The sequence below is a fragment of the Noviherbaspirillum sp. ST9 genome (genome assembly GCF_048799745.1).
In the GTDB taxonomy this organism is placed as follows: domain Bacteria; phylum Pseudomonadota; class Gammaproteobacteria; order Burkholderiales; family Burkholderiaceae_D; genus Noviherbaspirillum.
Window position 1 is genome coordinate 119,069 of sequence record NZ_JBLWFR010000006.1, and the last position, 19,685, is coordinate 138,753.

Below are 19,685 nucleotides of genomic sequence, written 5' to 3' on the forward strand. Positions count from 1 at the left end.
GGTCGCTTCACGAATTGTTCTGGCCCAGCACCTTGATGAGGGAAGACGTATCGACCGGTTTGACTAAATGATGGTCGAATCCAGCAGCCGCAGAGGCCCGCCGGTCCTTTTCATGTCCATATCCGGTCACGGCAATCAACACCACATTTGCCATTTCAGGCAGGCGCCTTATCTTTTGCGCGAGTTCGTTGCCATCCATGCCCGGCAGCCCGACATCGACCAGGCATACATCCGGCTTCTCAATACGTGCGCGTTCCAGCGCGAGTCGGGGGTCATGTTCAACCATGACCTCGTGCCCTGACGCTTCCAGGAGCATGGCGAGCATGGTCGCGGCATCGATATTGTCATCGACAACGAGCAGTCGCTTTCCATTCGCTGTCGCGGTCTTGCCATCGTCGCGCGTTTGCGGGTCCTGCTGCGCTGCCGACAAGACACGTGGGAGGGTCACGGTGAATTCGCTGCCCTGCCCGCTTCCCCTGCTGTACGCCTCCACGCTGCCGTGGTGTAACTCGCACAAGCTTTTGACCAATGCGAGCCCCAAACCCAAACCGCCTTGCGTTCGGTCCGATGTTCGTTCGGCCTGCGCAAAAAGCTCGAATGCCTGCGTCGTCATTTGTGCAGACATTCCGATGCCGTTGTCGACGACGCGTAACTCCACATCATTGTCCTTGACCGCCATCTTGAGCGCGATATTTCCGCCTTCCGGCGTATATTTCGCTGCGTTGTTGAGGAGATTGGTCAGGACTTGCACCAGGCGCTTCTGATCTCCCGATACATAGGCCGTCTCGGGCGGCAGGTGTACGGAAAAGTAGTGGCGCCGCGACTCCATCAGAGGTCTGACTTGTTCGACTGCGTCGGATACGATCTGCCTGGCGTCCAGGTCGGTCTTGTCCAGGGCGACCAAACCGCGGGTCACACGCGATACATCGAGCAAATCGTCGACCAGACCCGTCATATGTTTGACCTGGCGCGAAATAATGGCGCTGGTTTTCTTCACGTGTTCTTCGTTGATTTGTCCGATTGCCATCAAATCGGCCGCAGCGCTGATGGGAGCCAATGGATTGCGGAGTTCATGCGCCAGCATGGCCAGGAATTCATCTTTGCGCCGGTCGGCTTCGATCAGCCGTTCTGCTTTCTCTCGCAGTGCATTGGCAACCGCGTTGCGATCGATCAGGTCCGCCGCCTGGCGAGCGATAATGTCGAGGAGCCGGAGGTCGCGTTCGGATGGCTGGTGAGGGCGCTTCCAATGGGTGGAGATCATTCCGAGAAGCTTCCCGCTCCGCGAGAGCAGTGGCGTAGACTGCGCAGCACGGACGCCCCCAGCCCGGAACGCCGCGAGGTCGTCACTGCCGGCTGCGTAGTCCCAGGCTTCGAAATCGGACACAATAAAACGCTCCTTCAGGTGGAGCGCCATGCCGCAGGAAGTCGGTCTTAGCGCCGGCACCCAGTCCCAAAACGCCAAGGCCTCGTCATCGAACCCATGGTGCACAATGATTTCAAGGGCATTTCGGTCAGGATCGAGACGCTGGATGGTCGCAAAGTCTGAACGCATCACCAACGCCGCAGCGTCTACCAGTTTTTGGTAAAAATCACTCACGACACCTTCGTTGACCAGGGCTGCGCTGACACTGTGCAAAAGCTGCGCGTCGGCAAGCTCCGCTTCCAGTTGACGCTGACTTTCATCGCGCATGTGCAGGACAGCCTCTAGCTCACGCTTTTGTTCTTCGACGGTGGCAAGGGCACTGCGTAGTTCATTGGTCCGCGTTGCGACGCGCTGTTCCAATTCAAAATTCGCCTTGTGCAAATCTTGCTTGGCCAGCTTGATCGCCGCATTTTCAATCATTTGCCAGTCGCCCTGGCGTCGAGCCACAGCAAATTCATGATTGTGGACGACGTCCAGAAGATCCCTGCTACTGGTCATGCCCAGGTGATAGCTGCACAAACCGAGAATACGGCGCCCGGCAAACGTCTCGGTCACGCGCGCTTCATATTGCTCGAATGCACGCCACTCCTCCTGTGACTTGATGAACGTAACGTTTCCGGTAACACGCAAGCCGTTGAAACCCTCGGCAAGTGCTTGTTGTTCGGCATCTATCCACGCCTGGAGAACGGAATCGCCGTCCGTCTTGCCGATGTTCGAATACCACTCCGTGTAATCAACGATCTGCAGCTGTCCACTGCTCGCATACTGCGACAGATCCGGCATCTGCTTCTCGAGTGCGGCTGCAGCCGCAACGGCGTCGAGCGGCTCCGACGTTACCCACAAGCACTTCTCGTTATTGACGAGTCCGGTCAAAAAAAACGGAACGAGCGTGTCGATCAAGTCTTCGCGCGTTTCATAGAGATGGCAAAAATGCGCGCCCCAATGCAGCTCGCCACAACACGTGATTCCACTAGGGGTCTGAGTTGAACGTGCACGATTTGCGACGTGCTTTACATCGTCAACTTTCATGTCATCCTCGAACGCTCTGGTCTGTTTAATTATCGGTAGATCTTACTGTAATCAGAAAAATGACGTTCTGCGTCAGAACGTGCCCTGAGATGCAGTGCACTCCGGAAGCTGTTGAAAGGAACTAAACACGGCCTGAATCACTCCACTTAGCATCAAGCATGCCGGGGCGGGGGTTGAATGAAAACGTTCGTCGTCACTGATCAGAAGCATGAGTGGTTCGAGATGCCGGAGGCTGCCGTTCTGACGGCGCGCCGCTACCTCACCGAACCGGAGAGCGGTCACGCGGGGACTGTGCGGGTGCTTAACCTGTGCCGCACCGGCCGCTACCAGGGGCGCGGGTACTACGTGTCGCTCCTCGCCGAGGCCCGCGGCCAACGCCCCGTCGCCGATGTAAAAACCATCGAGAATCTCCGATCCGAGTCCTTCATACAGGCGCTGGCGGCCGAGTTGCAACCGCTGGTGCAGGAGACGCTGCATCACAACGACAGCGATCGCTTTCAACTGTATGTTTACTTCGGAAAGCATCCAAGTCACCAGGCTCTCGCCGAGCAGCTCTTCGCGCGGGTGCGTGCGCCGTTGCTGCGCGTGCTGTTTGTCCATGCGGAGGGAAGCTGGCGTCTCGATGCCCTGCACGCCATCGGCCTTGCCGATATTCCGCAGCAGGACCGCGCGCTCCTGCTCGACGCGGTCCGGTCGTTCATTAGCGACAGCCCGGCCCCCAAGCGTCGCGGCGACGAAACGGGTCGGCCGCGACTGGCCATCCTCTGGGATCCCAACGAACCACACAAGCCTTCCAACGAGGAAGCGCTGCAGCGGTTCTTGAAGGCAGCGCCACTCGTCGGACTGGATGCGGAACTCATCGGTCCCGATGCGCTGGAGCGCCTCGACGAATTTGACGCCCTCTTCAACCGCGCAAGCCCAGGCGAAGCCGTCATCTACGAATTCCTGCGCAGGGCTGAGTCGCTTGGCATGCCGGTGGTGGATGATCCGGAGTCCGTCCTCAAGTGCGGGAACAAGGTATTCATGCAGGAGTTGCTGGACCGCCATCGCATCGCCACGCCACGCACGCTGATCGTACATCGCGGCAACGTGGACGACATCATTCCGACGCTAGGATTGCCGTGTGTCCTCAAGCTGCCGGACAGCGGTTTCGGGCTAGACGTCGTGAAAATCGAATCCGAGGACAATCTGCGCAAGGAAACGGAGCGCTTCTTTAGCCAATCGGAACTCCTGATCGCGCAGGAATGGCTGCCGAGCGACTTTGACTGGCGCGTCGGCGTTTACGATCGGCGGCCGCTCTTCGCCGCCAAGTATTTCATGGCGCCAGGCCATTGGAAGATCATCAAACTGGAGGGTGAGGAAGAGCCGGTCGAAGGCAAGACCGAAGCAACGACGATCGGCGAGGTACCCGAGCAGGTGATCAGCACGGCTGTACGCGCCGCCAACCTGATCGGGCGCGGCCTGTACGGTGCCGATCTCAAGCAGGTCGGGGACCGCGTCTACCTGATCGAGGTTAATATCAATCCGAACATCGACGCGGGCAACGAGGACCAGGTGTTGGGCGAGGGGCTCTACCGCGAAATCCTGGGTGTGTTTGCGCGTCGTATTGCGGAAACCAAGGGCGGCACGATTCAACCTCGGACGCCGTGACTGCATCATGGATTTTGTCGTCAAGAGCGAAAGCCTCGAAAAGCAGCGCACGGGCTGCATTGTGGTCGGCGTGTACGAGGGTGGCAGACTTTCGCCCTCGGCGATGGCGCTCGATACCGCATCGGGCCATGCCATCAATGCGGCCCTGAGCCGCGGCGACCTTGACGGCGAACTCGGCATGACGCTACTGCTCCCCGGGATTCCGAACGTCGCCGCCGAGCGTGTGCTTCTCGTCGGCCTGGGTCCCGAAGACGAACTCGTCGAGAGCAGCTATCACACGGCGCTTTGCGCCGCGACCAGGGCGCTGAGCACGACTGGCGCCGGCGAGGCGACGCTGTGCATCAACGAGCTCCCTGTGAATGGCCGCGACGCCGCATGGAAGATCGAGCAGGCAGTGCTTGCCGTCACGGACACCCTGTACCGCTTCGACAAGCTCAAGAGCGCGCCGCCGAAGCAGAAGCGCGCAGTCACGACCGTTGTCTTTCACGTCGCGGATCGCCCGACGGTTGCTGCAGCCGGGGCGGTGATCGATCAGGCCGAGTCCATCGCGGCTGGCATCACGCTCGCCAGGGATCTCGGCAACCTGCCCGGCAATGTGTGCACCCCAAGCTATCTGGCCGATCAAGCGCGAGAGCTCGGCAGCGTACACGGCTTCGAGGTGACGATCCTCGACCAGGCAGAAATCGAGAAGCTCGGCATGAACGCCATCCTCGCCGTCGGGAAGGGCAGCCGCCAGCCGCCAACACTCATCGTCATGGCGTACCACGGCGGCGCCTCCGACGCGCAGCCGGTCGTGCTCGTCGGAAAGGGCATCACGTTCGATACGGGCGGCATCAACGTCAAGTCCGCGTCCGAGATGGACGAGATGAAGTTCGACATGTGCGGCGCGGCGAGCGTGTTTGGCGCCCTGCGCGCGGCCGCGCTGATGAAGCTGCCGCTCAACGTGGTCGGCATCATTCCGGCTGCGGAAAACATGCCCGATGGTAATGCCACCAGGCCGGGCGACGTTGTGACGACGATGTCCGGCCAGACGGTGGAAATCCTCGATACCGATTCGGAGGGCCGCCTTGTTCTTGCCGATGCGCTCACCTACGCCGAGCGGTACACGCCCGCGGTACTCGTCGATGTCGCCACGCTCACAGGCGCCGTCGTGACCGCGCTCGGCGAGATTGCTTCCGGCGTATTCTCCAACGACGATGCGCTCGTGCGCGAGGTGCTCGCAGCCGGCGACCGCGCCTGGGATCGCGCCTGGCACCTGCCGCTGTGGCACGAGTATCAGGACATGTTCAAGTCGGATATCGCGGACTTCGCGAACGTCGGGCCGCGTGGCGACTGCGCAATCACTGCGGCGTGCTTCCTTTCGCGGTTTACCGGGCGCTATCCGTGGGTACACCTCGACATTGCGGGAACGGCATCGATGACCGGAGAGGGCAAGGGCGCGACAGGCAGGCCGGTGGCGCTTCTGGCGCATTTCCTCGCGGGCCGCTCCCGGCAATCACCTCGAAGCTAGACGGGCGAACGAACCGGCTCCCGGCACGCGACCATCGCCTTCCGCACAATCGAGCTTGCTCTCCACGACGTTGGCCACGGCACTGTGCATCGGTAGACGAGCGTCCTGGCAGGCCTACGTGACATCAGGAGAACAAGCATGAACGGGTTTCAACTGACTTTTTTTACCGAGCAAAGCCGCCGCCATGCGGGCAAGCATCTGGTTGACTGGCTCGTCCATTTGACGGAAGAACTGAACCTGCCGGGCGTTACGGTGATCCCCGCCAGTGAAGGCATGGGTCATCATCACCGGGTTCACTCGGCGCGCTTCTTCGAACTTGCCGACCAGCCTGTCTCTGTCGTCATGGTCGTTTCAGCTGAAGAGGCGGACAGGTTGTTTGAACGTCTTCGGAAGGAGAACGTGCGATTGTTCTACACCAAGACACACATTGAGTTTGGAATGCTCGGCGAGTGAGGGCCAGGCTGCGTTTTCAAGTCACGCGGGCTGGGCGTGCTTCCGGAGCGGGCAAGCACATGACCGACGGCGCGGACTGCGCCGCCGGCGTTCCCTCAAGCCGATGCTATCGGCCCATCCTGTCGCCGATGACACCACCGACGGCGGCGCCGCCGACCGTGCCAAGCGCGCTGCCGCCGGTGAGAACCGAGCCGCTCACCGCGCCGATACCGGCTCCAATCACGGTGTTCGCATCGCGCTTGGACATGCCGCTGCAAGCGCCCAAGCCGAGCACGATCGCCACGGCGAGCGCAACGGATGACCATCGTTTGGTCGTCTTCATGTTCTTTTCTCCTTGCCTGGGTTGGCACACACACCGTTTCGTGCGTCGCGGCCCTTTCACTTCAGCCGCATGTCATTCTTGACGGACACGACGCCGCGCACGCCTTGCGCGTTGGCGACTGCCTTGTCCACCATGGCTCTGGAGCTGACGAAACCACTCAACTGGACCACGCCCTTGAACGTCTCGACGTTGATCTCGCTCGATTTGAGCGCCGGGTCGTTGAAGATGGCGGCCTTCACTTTGGTCGTGATCACCGAGTCATCGATGTATTCCCCGACGCTTTCCTGCTTGGACGTCGAGGCACAGCCGGTGAACGCAAAGGCTGCTGCGGCGAGAACGATGGCAATGCGATTTTTTGCTTTCATGAGTTTTCCTCCTCGTCGTTCGATTTCGTCAATCCATGTTCGCCCTGTGGGCGAACCCCATCGCGTCGCGGCTCGGCAGGGCCGGGCGCGCGTCGATGTAGAGTCTACGGGTCGTTGTTGATGCGATGTTGCTATCGGCTGACCGGGCGGTCATGAGCGTCCGGCATCGTGTGCAGCGCAAGGACCCGCTTCCGGCCGCGGGCAGTATTTGGCCTGCGGTCCGGCAGTTCAGGTCAGGATTGCAAATTGAATCGCTGACTGCGTCTTGATAGGGTCATGCACCGGGGGCAAGGCCCCGAAATGCACGGGTCCACATACCCTAAGTGTAGATGGATAGAATGGATTTGCTGTAAGCAAGGGTAACGAGTTGTAAATCGCGCGGCGGGCATATGCAACCTCCTCAGTACTCCGACAGGGGAGGGCCGTAGGCTGGTGCGACCAGGATAGAAAGCGCGGTCGAAACCCTGACACTGCATTTCAGCAGATGCCGTCTCTTCCAAAAGGCTTATTGCACACTGGACATTTTCTACTGTAGGATCAGCCGCTGCACCTAGGCCCGTTCTTATGCATTCAACTACTGAATCTCGCCCTAAGATTCTGATTGTCGATGACAACCTTCAAAACCGGAGGTTGCTCGAAGCGCTGCTGCGCGCAGAGGGTTATATCACGGAGACCGCAGAAAACGGCATGGAAGCAATGAAAGCCGTTGCCCGCCATGCCCCCGAACTCGTTCTGCTAGACATCAATATGCCGGGAATGGACGGCTATGAAGTCGCCCGGTCTTTAAAGGGGGCCAGTGAGACCGTCGATATCCCGATCATCATGATCACTGCGGACTTGGATCATGGCGCTCGGCTGGCTGCGCTCGATGTCGGCGTGGAGGATTTTCTGACGAAACCGTTCGACCGGATCGAACTCGGCCTGCGAGTACGCAACCTGTTGCGATTGAAGGCTGCGCTACAGGAATCACGCCGTCGTTTGAGCCAACTGCTCATTCACCGCGAGCGAGCCAAGGAAGAGGAGCGCAAGAGCATCGCGCTGGAGGTGCACGACGCTCTGGGCCAGAATCTGCTGGCACTGCGAATGGACATTACGCGCCTGCACGAGTGGGCTAAAGAGCATGAGCCGCGGATCCATGGAGAAGCGAAAACGATGCTTGAGAATGTGGATGCTTCGCTTCATTCAGTCAAATCGATTATCAACAACCTTCGGCCTTTCCAGCTCGAACTCGGACTGCATGCCGCAGTCGAGTGGCAATTGAAAGCGTTCGAAAGGACTACCCCAGTGACGTGCCAGCTGGAGATCCGACCAGGAGCATCGGACAACGGTCTTGACGACGGTCAGGTGCTGCTCCTGTTCCGCATTCTGCAGGAATCGCTCAGCAACATTGCCCGCCATGCCAATGCGTCGCGAGTCGACGTTGAAATGGCCGTGGAAAATGAGACGTACGTTATGCGTATAAGGGATAACGGCGTGGGATTCCAGAAGAACACCGTTAAGTCGAATAGCTTCGGCATTCTGGGGATGGCGGAGCGTGTAGGTGCGCTGAAAGGCGTGTTTACGATCGATCCCGGGGAAAGCGTAGGGACGGTTGTAACAGTATCGATTCCCGTCTCGTAGTCGCATATAGCGGCCACGCGTACCATCTTCACATTCGACGATCGTCGCCTGTCTGCCGTAGACGCGTCGGCCCCGTACTGTCCACGGCATCCAGGCACTTCACGGCATTAACCCTACCAGCGCATCAACATAGATAGCCAGTACCTCGCTCCTGACCTATAGTGGGGATAGCTATTCGTAACACCAATCAAAAACAAATGCCTCGCCGCTCGAGCCTAAAAGCCAAATGAGTCGTTAAGTCCCTCGGGAGACAGCACGAATGGTTAATCTGTGCAAGCAGAACGGCACACGCGCGAAGTACGCGATGATGCGGATGATGTTGGCGCAAGAGAGAATGCTGCTGACAATGAACTCCTCCGAGGAATGGGAGCGTGCGTATAAATGGGCAGCGGCATGGGGTGTCGCTGCTCGGATAGCACGTTCATGCTCCCATGCGCGGGCCTGTCCCTACCATACCGATACCTGCCCAAAGCAACTTGAGGAACTAGAGTCTTCCCAGTCGCCCCGCCCGTAAAAACAGTTCAATCGCTTGTCTGCCGACTTACCGCCTCTTTGGCCGATGATTGCCTGCTGCGGGCCGAACCCGGAAACTCCGCAGACAAAAGCGAGTGGCAAGTACGCGCCCTTCTCCGGACGTCGCACAGCACGACTTGGCCAGCACCACCGCCCACCGCAGTCTTTGCCTCACTCCGCAAGGGCATCACATGCGCGGAGAGTACGATCAGCATCCGTGATGCCGACAACAGCCGGGACCCTCTTCAGCGCACAGCCGACGACGCAAGGACATGGGCTCCCGCGCGCCGCATCGTCCAGAGGCCGAATCGCTTTTTCCAGGAAGCGTTGCTCGCAACCGCGTCGGCCAGCACATGCACGACGTAGCCGCGCCGTCGTGCGTCAAGGACGGTCGCGCGGACGCAGCCCTCGGCAAACACGCCCATCACGTACACATCGCTGATGCTTTCCGCGCGCAGGTAGCGGTCGAGTTCCGGATTCGTGAATGCGCTCGCGCTGGCCTTCTCGATCACCTTGACCGGCCCTGTGCTGCGAATACGCGCATCCAGTTCGGCGCCTTGCGTGCCGGCCACCGCGGCGCCACGGCGAAAGAAATTGCCGATGCGGTCGGCTTCGGGAAAGCGGTTGACGACCATGACCGGCAGCGCGTCCTTGAGCATTGCCTTGCCGAGTATGGCATTTGCCGTATCGATGATCGGGGCAACGCTGTCCGACTCGACCGGCATGCGGCCCCCAGGGGCGCCGAGGAAGTCGTGCTGAAGGTCCATCAGCAGGATGGCACTGCGTGTCATGGGCTTTTTCCTTCGGATGTGAACGATGCAAAATCATATCCCGCGTCGCAGGGAGGGGGAAGCGTCCCGCACCCGGCGATCAGCGCAGGACGCCTCCGGTATTCGCCGCAATCAATCTGCCCAGGGTCATCAGCGCCTCTTCCGTCTTCGTCGTCCACGGATGCCCGTAGTTGATGCGCAGGCAGTTGCCAAACCTGCGGTGCGCCGAAAACATCGGACCCGGCGCGACGCTGATGCCGAGCGCCAGCGCCTGGCGATGGATCTCCAGTGCATCCACTTTCTCCGGCAGCTCGATCCACAGGAAGTATCCGCCGCTCGGGCGGGTCGACCGCGTGCCGCGCGGGAAGTGGCGCACCACGGCCTGCATCATCGCGCTTTGCTGCACGGACAGCGCGTGGCGCAGTTGCCGCAAGTGCTTGTCGTAGCCGCCCTTGGCGAGATAATCCGCGATGGCCGCCTGTGCCGGCGCCGATGCCGACAGCGTGGTCGTCAGTTTGAGGCGTGCGACATCCTTCGCATAACGGCCGGGCACGGCCCAGCCTATGCGATATCCGGGCGCGAGGCACTTCGAAAACGACGAGCAATGCATCACCAGCCCTTTCGTGTCGAAGAACTTGGCCGGTGCCGGGCGCTTGCTGCCGAAATACAGCTCGCCGTACACATCGTCTTCGATCAGCGGGATGTCGTGCTTCGCCAGCAATTCGACCAGCGCCTGCTTCTTGCCATCCGGCATGGTGCCGCCGAGCGGATTCTGGAAATTGGTCATCATCCAGCAGGCCTTGGGCTTGTGCCGCTCCAGCGTGCTGGCAAGCGCATCGAGGTCGACGCCATCGCGCGGATGGGTGGGGACCTCGATGGCGTTCAGGCCGAAACGCTCGAGTGCCTGCAATGCGGCGTAGAACGTCGGCGATTCGATGACGACGCAATCTCCCGGCCGCGTCACGGCCTGCAGGGAGAGGTTGAGGGCTTCGAGCGCGCCGTTGGTAATGACGATGTCGTCCGGATGGACGTGCATGCCGTCGGCCAGGTAACGCAGCGCGATCTGGCGGCGCAGGGCAGCGTTGCCGGGTGTGAGGTCATCCACGGTGCTCCACGGGTCCATGTCCTGCACGCTGGACGACATGGATTTCGCCAGCCTCGCCAGCGGAAAGAGGAGCGGGCTCGGGAAGGCGGAGCCGAGGGGAACGACGTCGCGGGTCTTCACCGATTCGAGCACGTCGAACACCAGTTCGCTGACGTCGACCGGCGCCGACTCGCCGGAGGGGCGCGACGACAGGTCGGCCTCCGGCGGAAGCGCCTTGGCACCGCCGATCACATAGTAGCCGGAGCGGTCGCGGGCGCGGATCAATCCCCGTGCTTCGAGCAGGTAGTACGCCTCGAACACCGTCGATGCGCTTACACCCCGGCTGGTGCTCGCCTGCCTGACGGAAGGCAGGCGGTCGCCAGGCTTCAGCACGCCGGTGCGGATCGACTGGGCGATTTCTTCGGCAAGGGATTCGTAGCGTTTCATTCCGGAGCAGGGGACCAGGTCGGCCGCTCCGTCCAGGCGCATCACGGAACGACCATGTTCACGATTGTAAGCAATATCGCGATGAAGATCGCGGTGCCGATCAGTCCGCCGATGATCACGTAGACCGGATTCAGCCCGCCGACGTCCTCGTCGAAGTCCCGCTTGCGGCGCAGTCCGATGAAGGACCACGCGATGGCGACCATCGTCCCCATGAACGATCGTGTCTTCCTTGCTTCGTTATTTGCCATGACCGGCTCCTTTCATCGGGGAACAAAGAACATTGCTTTTTCCTGCACGCGCTGGCCGGTATCACCGGTTGCTTCCAGCGTGAGGCGAATGGTGTTGGCACCCGCCTGGCCCTTGCCATGCGGGATGCGTATCGTGACGGGAATGGCGCGCGACTCCGTGCCGCGCATTGCGATCTCACCCGGGGTGGCGAGGGAAATGCCTTCGATGCCGGAGACCGACAGGCGATAGCGGTGCGGTTGCTCATCGGTGTTCATGACCTGCAGCCGGTACACGTTCTCGATCATCCCGTCTTCCACTTCCCTCGCCATGGTGCCCCGGTCGCGGATCACGTCCATCTTCAGCGGGTTGCGATTGAGCAGTGCGGTCCAGAACGCGACGATGACCAGCAGGAGCAGCGTCGAGTAGATGAGGACGCGCGGACGGAGCACGCGCTGTGCGATCTCGCTGGCGGCGAGCTTGTGACGCAGCGCGTTGTCCGTGGTGAAGCGGATCAGGCCGCGCGGTGCGCCGATCTTGTCCATCACCGAGTCGCAGGCATCGACGCAGGCGGCGCAGCCGATGCAGTCGTACTGCAGGCCGTTGCGGATGTCGATGCCGGTGGGGCAGACCTGGACGCACAGCGAGCAATCGATGCAGCTGCCGCTGGCCTGCCCTTTTGCCTGGGCCATGCGCGGCTCGCCGCGCTGCCTGTCGTAGCTGACGATGAGGCTATCGGCGTCGAACATCGCGCTCTGGAAGCGGGCGTACGGGCACATGTAGCGGCACACCTGCTCGCGCAGCCATCCGGCATTGCCGTAGGTCGCCAAACCATAGAACAGCACCCAGAACGATTCCCAGGGCCCGAGCGACAGTGTGGTGGTCGCCGCGCCCAGCGCCTGGATGGGCGTGAAGTAGCCCACGAACGTGAATCCCGTCCACAGCGCGAACGCGATCCATGTGCCGTGCTTGGCGGCCTTCCGGGCAATCTTCTCCAGGTTCCAGGGCTGCCGGTCGAGGCGGATGCGCGCGCTGCGCTCGCCTTCGATCTTGCGCTCGAACCACATGAAGATTTCGGTGTACACGGTTTGCGGGCAGGAGAAGCCGCACCACACGCGTCCGGCGATGGCCGTGAACAGGAAGAGCGAGAACGCCGCGATGATGAGCAGGACGGCGAGATAGATGAGGTCCTGCGGCCACAGGACGATGCCGAACAGGTAGAACTTGCGCGCGGCGAGATCAAACAGCACCGCCTGCCGGCCGTTCCACGACAGCCATGGCAAGCCGTAGAAGACGAGCTGTGTCAGCCACACGCACACCCAGCGCCAATTGGCATACCAGCCCTTGGCCTCGCGCACGTAAATGTGGGTGCGCGGGGCATACATTCTGATCACGGAAACGGATTGCGGTGCCTGGCTCATGGGACGCTCGATAGGGACTTTAAGCCCTGATTGTCGCGTTTTGCAGGCAGGGAAAACAGATTCAGTACAGCGAAAAAAGACCGTATCAGATCAGTCTTTGGAGAGGTCGCCGGGAATCAGCGAGTAGACCGCGGCTGCCAGCGGGGCGCCACGTACGAACAGGCGATTGCGCGCGACGCATTCGAAGGTGGCGCCCAGTTTCTCCGCCACGGCACGACTGGGGCGATTGTTTTCCGCGGCAACGATTTCGAGCCGGGTCAGGCGCAGTGTGTCGAATCCGTATTGGGCGATGGCACGGGCGGCGCGCGTTGCAATTCCTTGCCGCTGCATGCCTTCGCGCACCCAGTAGCCGACGTTGCCGGTATTGTGCACATGGTCGATCTGGTTGATCGCCACGCCGCCGAGCAGTGTCGCGCAATCTTCCATGAAGACGCCGACATCATAGGAAAATCCCATGTTCAGCCGCACGGCGCATTGTCCGATCCACGTACGCGCTTCCTTCGCCCCGTAATCGGCGTGGCACCAGGGCAGCCAGGGTCCGACCGTGGCAACCGATTCGCGCACGGCGGCCGCGAATGTTTCCGCATCGTTGACGCGGAAGGGGCGGATACAGAGACCGTCGGCAATGAGGGGATGCATGGCGATGATCGGCGAATGGTGGTGGTCGGAGCATAGCACCCCCGCAGTCGGCGGGCCAGATTGCCCGCGGTGTTCGCCCGTGGCAAGATGCATGCACCCGTTTGAACGCAGGATGCAATGGATACGCTGACCAGCATGAAAGTCTTCGCGGCCGTGGTGGAAACCGGCAGTTTCGCGGCGGCATCCGATCGCCTCGACATGTCGCGCGCGATGACGTCGAAGTACGTCGCCCACCTTGAGGAGCATCTTGGCACGCGCCTGCTCCAGCGCACCACGCGCAAGCTGACGCTCACCGAGTCCGGCTCCACCTATTACGAGCGCTGCGTGCAGATCCTGGCCGATATCAGCGAAGCCGAGGAAGGCGCCCTGCACCTGACCGAAGCGCCGCGCGGCACCCTGCGCCTGACCGTGCCGGTGTCATTCGGCATCCTGCACATGGGACCGGTGATTTCCGCCTACATGAAGCAGTACCCGGACGTGAAGGTCGACATCCTCGTCACCGACCGCCGCGTCGACCTGCTGGAAGAAGGGCTGGACATGGCGATCCGCATCGGGTCGCTGTCCGAGTCTGGGCTGGTGGCGAAGAAATTCGCGTCCGACCGCGTCGTGATCTGCGGCTCGCCCGAGTACCTGCAGAAGCACGGCACGCCGAAGACGCCGGCCGAGCTGGCGCAGCACAACTGCCTCACCTACAGCTATGCGGCCACGGGGGATGAATGGAAGATGGAAGGCCCCGACGGACAGCATACGGTGAAGGTCTCCGGCAGCCTGCGCGCGACCAACGGCGACCTGGTGAAGCTGGCGGCGCTCGGCGGGGTCGGCCTGATGCGCCAGCCCCTGTTCATCTGCGGCGAGGACTTGCGCGCCGGCCGGCTGGTCGAGGTGCTGCCGGAATACCGCTCCTACGAGATGGGCATCTACGCGGTCTACCCCAGCCGCAAGCACCTGTCGGCGAAGGTGCGCACCTTCGTGGATTTCATCGCGGGCGCCTTCAACCTGAAGAGCGACTGGTAATCAGTAGCCGCCCGATTCCTGCATTGTCTTTACCGCGAGGCCTACCGTGGTCAGCACCGGCACGGCCGTCAGCACGGCGGCGGTAATCCAGGAGCCGGCACCGCCCTGGCGATTGCGCAGGCGGTCGATGCCGGCAACCAGCGGATCAGCGAACAGGCCAGCGACGAGCAGTGCGACATACACCGGCGAAAATCCCGCGTACACATAAGCATTCAACAGCAGCACGCCAAGCAGCAGCACGGCAGTGCCGGTCGCCGCCGCGGAAAAGGCGACGCGGACGCGCGGCAAGTTGAACAGCAGGCAGGCTGCAAGCGCCGCCGCGAGCGCCCCGCTCGACTGACCGAGCGCCGCGCTGGAGTCGAGCATCAGCGCCAGTCCCGCACCGCCCGCGACAATGGCCAGCAAGGGCGCGGATGTCGGACGGTTTTCTCCAGACTTCGCGAGGAAGGACCAGGCGATGGTGATCAGCAATGCCGCGCTTCCCGCGACGACAACCGCCTTCGTCGGGCCGAGGCTTGCCAACGCCGGCCAGACCACCAGCGTCACGGTCACCAGTGCAATCACCAGACGCGAGAGCAACCGGGTTGCCGCTTGCGGTGCGTTCTCGGCCGCCAGGCTGCCGACAATGCCGAAGATGGCGATATAGGGCAGCCAGTCCAGCGCCGTCTTCGGCACCGCCGACCATTGTGCATGGAAGGCCGCGAAGTACGCCGCGACGAATCCGCCCGCAAGCGCGATGGCGGGAACGAGCGCCTGCAGCGGCATGCGGCGCAGCGCGAACAGTAGCGCAAGCGCGATGCCGAAAGGCACGAGGGCGCTTTGCAGGATCAGGGGGATGACGAAGGACGGGTCGGGCATGGTGGGCTCCTTGGGGGAGATCGGCCGAGGGTAATGCCTCACGTGCAATTGCATGCGGGCGGTTTATATTTGGCCCCGTCATTCCCGCCTTCGCGGGAATAACGGGGACACAGGGGAGGCGTTAGTGCAGAAAGGCGCCCGCATCCGAGCGCCTGTTCCACCTTACTGCTTGACTGCCTCGATATTGATCCGCAGTTCCACCTCATCCGTCGCTGCCTTGCCCAGGCCATAGGTCATGCCGAAGTCGCTGCGCTTGATGGTCGAGGTTGCCACGTAGCCGGCACGGGTTTCACCCTTCATGCCCGGGCCGGTGCCGATGTACTTCAGCTTGAAGGTGACCGGCTTGGTCACGCCGTGCAGGTTCAGGTTGCCGGTGACCGTGCCTTCGCCGGTCGCGTTCAGGTTCACGCCGGTGGAGGTGAAGTTCATCGTCGGGAACTGCACGGCGTTGAAGAAATCCGGGCTCTTCAGGTGCTTGTCGAGACCGTCATGCTTGGTATCGACGCTGTCGGTCTTGATGTCGACCTTGATCTTGCTCGCGTCCGGCGCGCCGACGACGAGGTCGCCGGAGATGTCGTTGAAGCGGCCCATGAAACGGCTGATGCCGCTCATGTGGCCTACTTCGAAGTAGGCGACCGAGTGCGCGGCGTCGATCTTGTAGTTGCCGGCCGGTGCGTTGGCGAACGCGGCGGAGGACAGGATGAGGCCGGCGGCGGCCAGGGAGCGGATCAGGGTCTTGTTCATGGCTGGGTTTCCTTCAAAAAATTAGCGGGATGCCTGGTTGATGAGTTGGCGAAAACGGCGGAAGCCGGCTTCGATGCTTGCGAGTTCATCGCGGTCGACGCCTTCGAACGCCTGTTGCAGGTGGGCGAAATGCTTTTCTGCAACCCGTTCGAAGGTCGCCCTGCCTTCGTCCGTCAAATTCACAAGATGCGACCGGCGGTCTTCCTGCGAGGTGACGCGGTGCGCCAGCCCGTTCAGTTCAAGCCGGTCGATGATGCCGGTGAGGCTGCCTTTGGTGATGCCGGTCTGTTCGCTCAGCGCCTTGCAGGAGAGCGTCGTCGCGGCGGCCAGCGCGGACAGCACCGAGAACTGCGCCGGCGTCAGCCCCTGCTTGCGCAAGTGCCGCGAAGCGAATTGCTCGAACGCATGCCAGGCCTGCGTCATTTCGCCTGCCGTGGCGGGCAGGTGCAGGGAGGTGCAGAAATTCGCGTCTAGGAGGTTCATCGCTTCGTACCGGAACAGTTCGTGTTAGGACGGTATCCATTCTATTTTTCGAAATTCCGAAGATAAACAACCTTGCAGGAATGAGACTGTTTCTCGATTGTTGACAATGCCGGAAGGGATGCCGGTGTCCAAGCCACTATCAATGCTTGGGAAACAGTGATGTTCCCGAGCGCGTCTTTATTCCGATCGCGCACGCGCGTTACAGTACGGTTCAATCTCGGAAAACCCTTTCATGAAGCAGCAACTCCGCGCCCTCACCCTGATGCTTGCCGGTCTGGCAATGCTTGGGCCTTTTTGCATCGATACCTATCTACCGTCTTTTGCGGCCATTTCCCGTGATTTCGGGGTGCCGCCGGTCTATGTGCAGCAGACGCTGTCGGCCTACCTGCTCTGCTTTGCGGGAATGATGCTGTTTCACGGCACCCTGTCGGATTCTTTCGGCCGGCGGCCGGTGATCATCGTTTCGCTGGTGATGTTTACCGCGGCCTCGATCGGTGCCGCGTTTGCGACCGATATCGGGATGCTGATCCTGTTCCGTGCCTTGCAGGGATTGTCCGCGGGCGCGGGGACGGTGGTGGGCCGCGCCATGATTCGCGACCGTTTGTCGGGCCCCGAGGCGCAGAAAATGCTGTCGGACGTCACCATCGTTTTTGCCGTGGCGCCGGCCATTGCGCCCATACTCGGCGGTTGGTTGCAGCTCTGGTTCGGCTGGCGTTCGGTGTTTGCCTTTCTCGCCATTGTCGGGTTGCTGCTCGGCCTCGTGTGCTGGCGCGCGCTGCCGGAAAGCTTGCCGGCCTGCCAGCGACAGGCTTTCCATACCAGGCAGATTCTCGGCAACTACTGGACAGCCTTGCGGCATCCGCAATTCCTGTTGCTTGCCTTTGCCATGGCGTTCGCATCGATCGGCTTCTTCGTCTATATCGCGTCCGCGCCGCATTTCGTCCCGCAGGTGCTCGGCCTGCCCGCCACGTCGTACGGCTGGCTGTTCATTCCTCTGGTCGGCGGCATGGTGTCAGGCGCGACGGTTGCCGGCCGGTTGGCGCACCGTTGCGAACCCGTGCAACTGATGCGTGCCGGCTATGGCTTGATGGCTGTCGCGGCGCTCGTCAACCTCGGCTACAACCTGCTGTTGCCTGCGACAGTTCCATGGGCGGTGATGCCGCTCTTCCTGTACACCTTCGGTGTCTCGCTGGCGTCGCCAAGTACGATGGTGATGACGCTCAATGTGTTTCCCGAGATGCGCGGCTTGGCGGCTTCGCTGCAAGCCTTTGTGCAGATGCTGCTGTTTTCGATTGTCGCGGCGGTTGTCGCGCCGCTGGTCGGCGCCAGCGGGCTGAAGCTGTCCCTGTTCCTGGCGGCATGCATCGGCAGCAGCGTCATATGTCTTGCCGTCCTGTCCCGCCAATGGCGGAGCGCCGCGCTCGAGGCTTGATCTGCGTCATTGGACGCAGGAGCTTGACTGCACTCTAACAAGCTCGATCAACCTCGATGGAGTTTCAACCATGGAAATCGATATCGGCATTTCCGAGCAGGAGCGCCGCGGAATCGTCGACGGCCTGTCGCGTCTGCTCGCCGACACCTACACGCTGTACCTGAAGACGCACAATTTCCACTGGAACGTGAAAGGCCCGATGTTCCAGACCCTGCACCTGATGTTCGAGACGCAATACACGGAACTGGCGGCGGCGGTCGACGTGATCGCCGAGCGCATTCGCGCACTGGGCAGCCCGGCGCCAGGCACGTATTCCATGTTTTCGGCGCTGACAGGGATCAAGGAGCCGGACGGTGTGCCGGCGGCCGAGGAAATGATCCGGCAGCTCGTGCAGGACCAGGAAACGGTGGTAAAGACGGCACGCGCGATGTTCAAGGCGGTCGATAACGCCGGCGACGAGCCAACGGCCGATTTGCTGACCCAGCGCATGCAGGTGCATGAAAAGACCGCGTGGATGCTGCGGTCACTGCTTGAAAAGTAAGCGCCTGCTTATGATCGAACTCTCACGGGCTGAAGTTCGGGGTGCTCAAAGCGTTCGCGGATGCGACTCCAGAGGCGGTCGTGCAACGGCATGACGATCACATTGCAGATCGGCTCCAGCACGGCTGCCAATCCGCCGAACGCCATGGAGCCGGTCACCACGTACATCGTCGCGAAAGCCACGCCCATGTGGACGAGGATCTGGCTGGTAGTCTTGGCGGCGGTGACCATGGCGGGCTCCTTGTTTGATTCGTTGATGGTTCAAATGGTAATGAGTCGCATTTGATAGATCCAATTGAATAAAACAAGAAATTGGATAGTCGCGTCCTATTGGATCAGAACTTGTAGCTGACGCCGATTCGCAGGACCGGGTAGACGCGGAATTTGCGTACTTCCCGTGCCAGCGCTTCGTTCTCACGCGCGATGTCACTGGCGAATTGGTTGCAGACGGCGGCACCGGCGGAGCAGCCGTTGGCGGTGAGCGAGGTCTTCGGCGAACCCTGGAACAGTACGCCGATATCGGTCGAGAAAGACCAGCCCTTCTCATCCTTCAGGTTGCGGCCCCAGCCGATGCCGAGGTAGGGCGCGAACTTGTTGAAGTCGACCTTGCCCGACACATTGCCGACGGCCGCAGCATTGTAGGTATTGCCTTGGATGGAATAGGAGCCGGCAGCATCCGGTCGCCCATGTACGTCGATGCGGTTGCCGTTGTACGCCACACCGCCGGTGATGCGGAAGGAACTGCCCTTTTCCGGGTACCAGTCGATCAGCGCGTCGTAAGTATTGGCCTTCAGGTCGAGGTCATACTGCATATCGCGGGTGCTGCCCTTGTAGCTGTAGCCGAGGTAACCAAGGCCGACGCGGGCGTTCACGCTGGGGGAAATCGGGAAGGTGGCGTGCGCGCCGACACCGGTGGTACCGACGCTCCCGGTGATGCCGATCTCCGACTGCGATTGGGCACATACGGAGGCGGTCAGTCCGGCGAGGGCGATGGCTGCGAGCGTTCTCTTCACTATGGGATTCCTGTCGGTTGCGGTATTTCGGTGCATGCATATTTCGACAACGCAAAATTGCCTGCAGTCAGGGCGTTCTGACTGCGAGGCTTTTGCCCGGTTCCACTATTTTTCCGACGCAACGCAAATT

Annotated in this window: 20 protein-coding genes; 7 read left to right on the forward strand and 13 right to left on the reverse strand. The window is 61.4% G+C overall.

The features are described from left to right. Positions 1 to 7 precede the first annotated feature (7 nt). Positions 8 to 2,452: an MEDS domain-containing protein gene (locus ACNOHI_RS14995; RefSeq protein WP_420475485.1), complete on the reverse strand. Its 2,445-nt coding sequence runs from the start codon at positions 2,450 to 2,452 to the stop codon at positions 8 to 10. A 177-nt stretch (positions 2,453 to 2,629) separates the two neighbouring features. On the opposite strand from ACNOHI_RS14995, the gene ACNOHI_RS15000 reads away from it, so the two are divergent. The 3 genes from ACNOHI_RS15000 (at position 2,630) to ACNOHI_RS15010 (ending at position 6,065) form a co-directional block, all read left to right on the forward strand. Continuing rightward, positions 2,630 to 4,102: a RimK family protein gene (locus tag ACNOHI_RS15000; RefSeq protein WP_420475486.1), complete on the forward strand. Its 1,473-nt coding sequence runs from the start codon at positions 2,630 to 2,632 to the stop codon at positions 4,100 to 4,102. Between the two features lie 7 nt (positions 4,103 to 4,109). Next, positions 4,110 to 5,612 carry a leucyl aminopeptidase gene (locus ACNOHI_RS15005; protein WP_420475487.1) on the forward strand — a complete coding sequence of 501 codons (1,503 nt, stop codon included), beginning with the start codon at positions 4,110 to 4,112 and terminating at the stop codon, positions 5,610 to 5,612. A 138-nt stretch (positions 5,613 to 5,750) separates the two neighbouring features. Further along, a complete protein-coding gene (locus ACNOHI_RS15010) occupies positions 5,751 to 6,065 on the forward strand; it encodes a DUF190 domain-containing protein (protein ID WP_420475488.1) in 315 nt (104 codons plus the stop codon). A gap of 106 nt (positions 6,066 to 6,171) precedes the next feature. On the opposite strand, the gene ACNOHI_RS15015 is transcribed toward ACNOHI_RS15010, so the two are convergent. Further along, positions 6,172 to 6,387 (reverse strand): glycine zipper 2TM domain-containing protein, encoded by a 216-nt coding sequence (locus ACNOHI_RS15015; RefSeq protein ID WP_420475489.1) that lies wholly within the window; start codon positions 6,385 to 6,387, stop codon positions 6,172 to 6,174. 56 nt (positions 6,388 to 6,443) lie between these two features. Continuing rightward, on the reverse strand, positions 6,444 to 6,752 hold the full coding sequence (locus ACNOHI_RS15020; RefSeq protein WP_420475490.1) for a BON domain-containing protein: 309 nt from the start codon (positions 6,750 to 6,752) through the stop codon (positions 6,444 to 6,446). 564 nt (positions 6,753 to 7,316) lie between these two features. On the opposite strand from ACNOHI_RS15020, the gene ACNOHI_RS15025 reads away from it, so the two are divergent. After that, positions 7,317 to 8,372 (forward strand): response regulator, encoded by a 1,056-nt coding sequence (locus ACNOHI_RS15025; RefSeq protein WP_420475491.1) that lies wholly within the window; start codon positions 7,317 to 7,319, stop codon positions 8,370 to 8,372. Between the two features lie 758 nt (positions 8,373 to 9,130). Here the strand turns inward: ACNOHI_RS15025 and ACNOHI_RS15030 are convergent. From ACNOHI_RS15030 to ACNOHI_RS15050, 5 genes are all read right to left on the reverse strand, one after another. Next, positions 9,131 to 9,676, reverse strand: coding sequence for a cysteine hydrolase family protein (locus ACNOHI_RS15030; protein WP_420475492.1), 546 nt, complete (start codon positions 9,674 to 9,676; stop codon positions 9,131 to 9,133). A 79-nt stretch (positions 9,677 to 9,755) separates the two neighbouring features. After that, entirely contained in the window at positions 9,756 to 11,186 is a 1,431-nt protein-coding gene (locus ACNOHI_RS15035; protein WP_420475785.1) for a PLP-dependent aminotransferase family protein, read from the reverse strand. A gap of 41 nt (positions 11,187 to 11,227) precedes the next feature. Continuing rightward, the gene (locus ACNOHI_RS15040) at positions 11,228 to 11,434 is read right to left on the reverse strand and encodes a DUF2970 domain-containing protein (RefSeq protein WP_420475493.1); all 207 of its coding nucleotides are present in this window, start codon (positions 11,432 to 11,434) and stop codon (positions 11,228 to 11,230) included. Between the two features lie 12 nt (positions 11,435 to 11,446). Continuing rightward, entirely contained in the window at positions 11,447 to 12,832 is a 1,386-nt protein-coding gene (gene ccoG, locus ACNOHI_RS15045) for a cytochrome c oxidase accessory protein CcoG (protein ID WP_420475494.1), read from the reverse strand. A 90-nt stretch (positions 12,833 to 12,922) separates the two neighbouring features. Continuing rightward, positions 12,923 to 13,471, reverse strand: a complete 549-nt coding sequence (locus ACNOHI_RS15050; RefSeq protein ID WP_420475495.1) for a GNAT family N-acetyltransferase — start codon at positions 13,469 to 13,471, stop codon at positions 12,923 to 12,925. A gap of 117 nt (positions 13,472 to 13,588) precedes the next feature. Between ACNOHI_RS15050 and ACNOHI_RS15055 the strand changes: the two genes are divergently transcribed. After that, a complete protein-coding gene (locus ACNOHI_RS15055; RefSeq protein WP_420475496.1) occupies positions 13,589 to 14,485 on the forward strand; it encodes a LysR family transcriptional regulator in 897 nt (298 codons plus the stop codon). Here the strand turns inward: ACNOHI_RS15055 and ACNOHI_RS15060 are convergent, their stop codons facing one another. From ACNOHI_RS15060 to ACNOHI_RS15070, 3 genes are all read right to left on the reverse strand, one after another. Further along, a complete protein-coding gene (locus ACNOHI_RS15060) occupies positions 14,486 to 15,343 on the reverse strand; it encodes a hypothetical protein (protein WP_420475497.1) in 858 nt (285 codons plus the stop codon). It lies immediately after the preceding gene. Between the two features lie 162 nt (positions 15,344 to 15,505). After that, the gene (locus tag ACNOHI_RS15065) at positions 15,506 to 16,087 is read right to left on the reverse strand and encodes a YceI family protein (protein WP_420475498.1); all 582 of its coding nucleotides are present in this window, start codon (positions 16,085 to 16,087) and stop codon (positions 15,506 to 15,508) included. Between the two features lie 21 nt (positions 16,088 to 16,108). Further along, complete coding sequence (locus ACNOHI_RS15070) at positions 16,109 to 16,570, reverse strand: MarR family winged helix-turn-helix transcriptional regulator (RefSeq protein ID WP_420475499.1); 462 nt, start codon at positions 16,568 to 16,570, stop codon at positions 16,109 to 16,111. A gap of 232 nt (positions 16,571 to 16,802) precedes the next feature. Between ACNOHI_RS15070 and ACNOHI_RS15075 the strand changes: the two genes are divergently transcribed. Together ACNOHI_RS15075 and ACNOHI_RS15080 are read left to right on the forward strand one after the other, a co-directional pair. Continuing rightward, the gene (locus tag ACNOHI_RS15075) at positions 16,803 to 18,002 is read left to right on the forward strand and encodes a multidrug effflux MFS transporter (RefSeq protein WP_420475500.1); all 1,200 of its coding nucleotides are present in this window, start codon (positions 16,803 to 16,805) and stop codon (positions 18,000 to 18,002) included. A 70-nt stretch (positions 18,003 to 18,072) separates the two neighbouring features. Then, positions 18,073 to 18,543 carry a Dps family protein gene (locus ACNOHI_RS15080; RefSeq protein ID WP_420475501.1) on the forward strand — a complete coding sequence of 157 codons (471 nt, stop codon included), beginning with the start codon at positions 18,073 to 18,075 and terminating at the stop codon, positions 18,541 to 18,543. Positions 18,544 to 18,551: 8 nt separating this feature from the next. On the opposite strand, the gene ACNOHI_RS15085 is transcribed toward ACNOHI_RS15080, so the two are convergent. Together ACNOHI_RS15085 and ACNOHI_RS15090 are read right to left on the reverse strand one after the other, a co-directional pair. Further along, the gene (locus ACNOHI_RS15085) at positions 18,552 to 18,773 is read right to left on the reverse strand and encodes a DUF2061 domain-containing protein (protein WP_420475502.1); all 222 of its coding nucleotides are present in this window, start codon (positions 18,771 to 18,773) and stop codon (positions 18,552 to 18,554) included. Between the two features lie 104 nt (positions 18,774 to 18,877). Further along, positions 18,878 to 19,555 carry a hypothetical protein gene (locus ACNOHI_RS15090; RefSeq protein WP_420475503.1) on the reverse strand — a complete coding sequence of 226 codons (678 nt, stop codon included), beginning with the start codon at positions 19,553 to 19,555 and terminating at the stop codon, positions 18,878 to 18,880. Between the last annotated feature and the right edge of the window lie 130 nt (positions 19,556 to 19,685).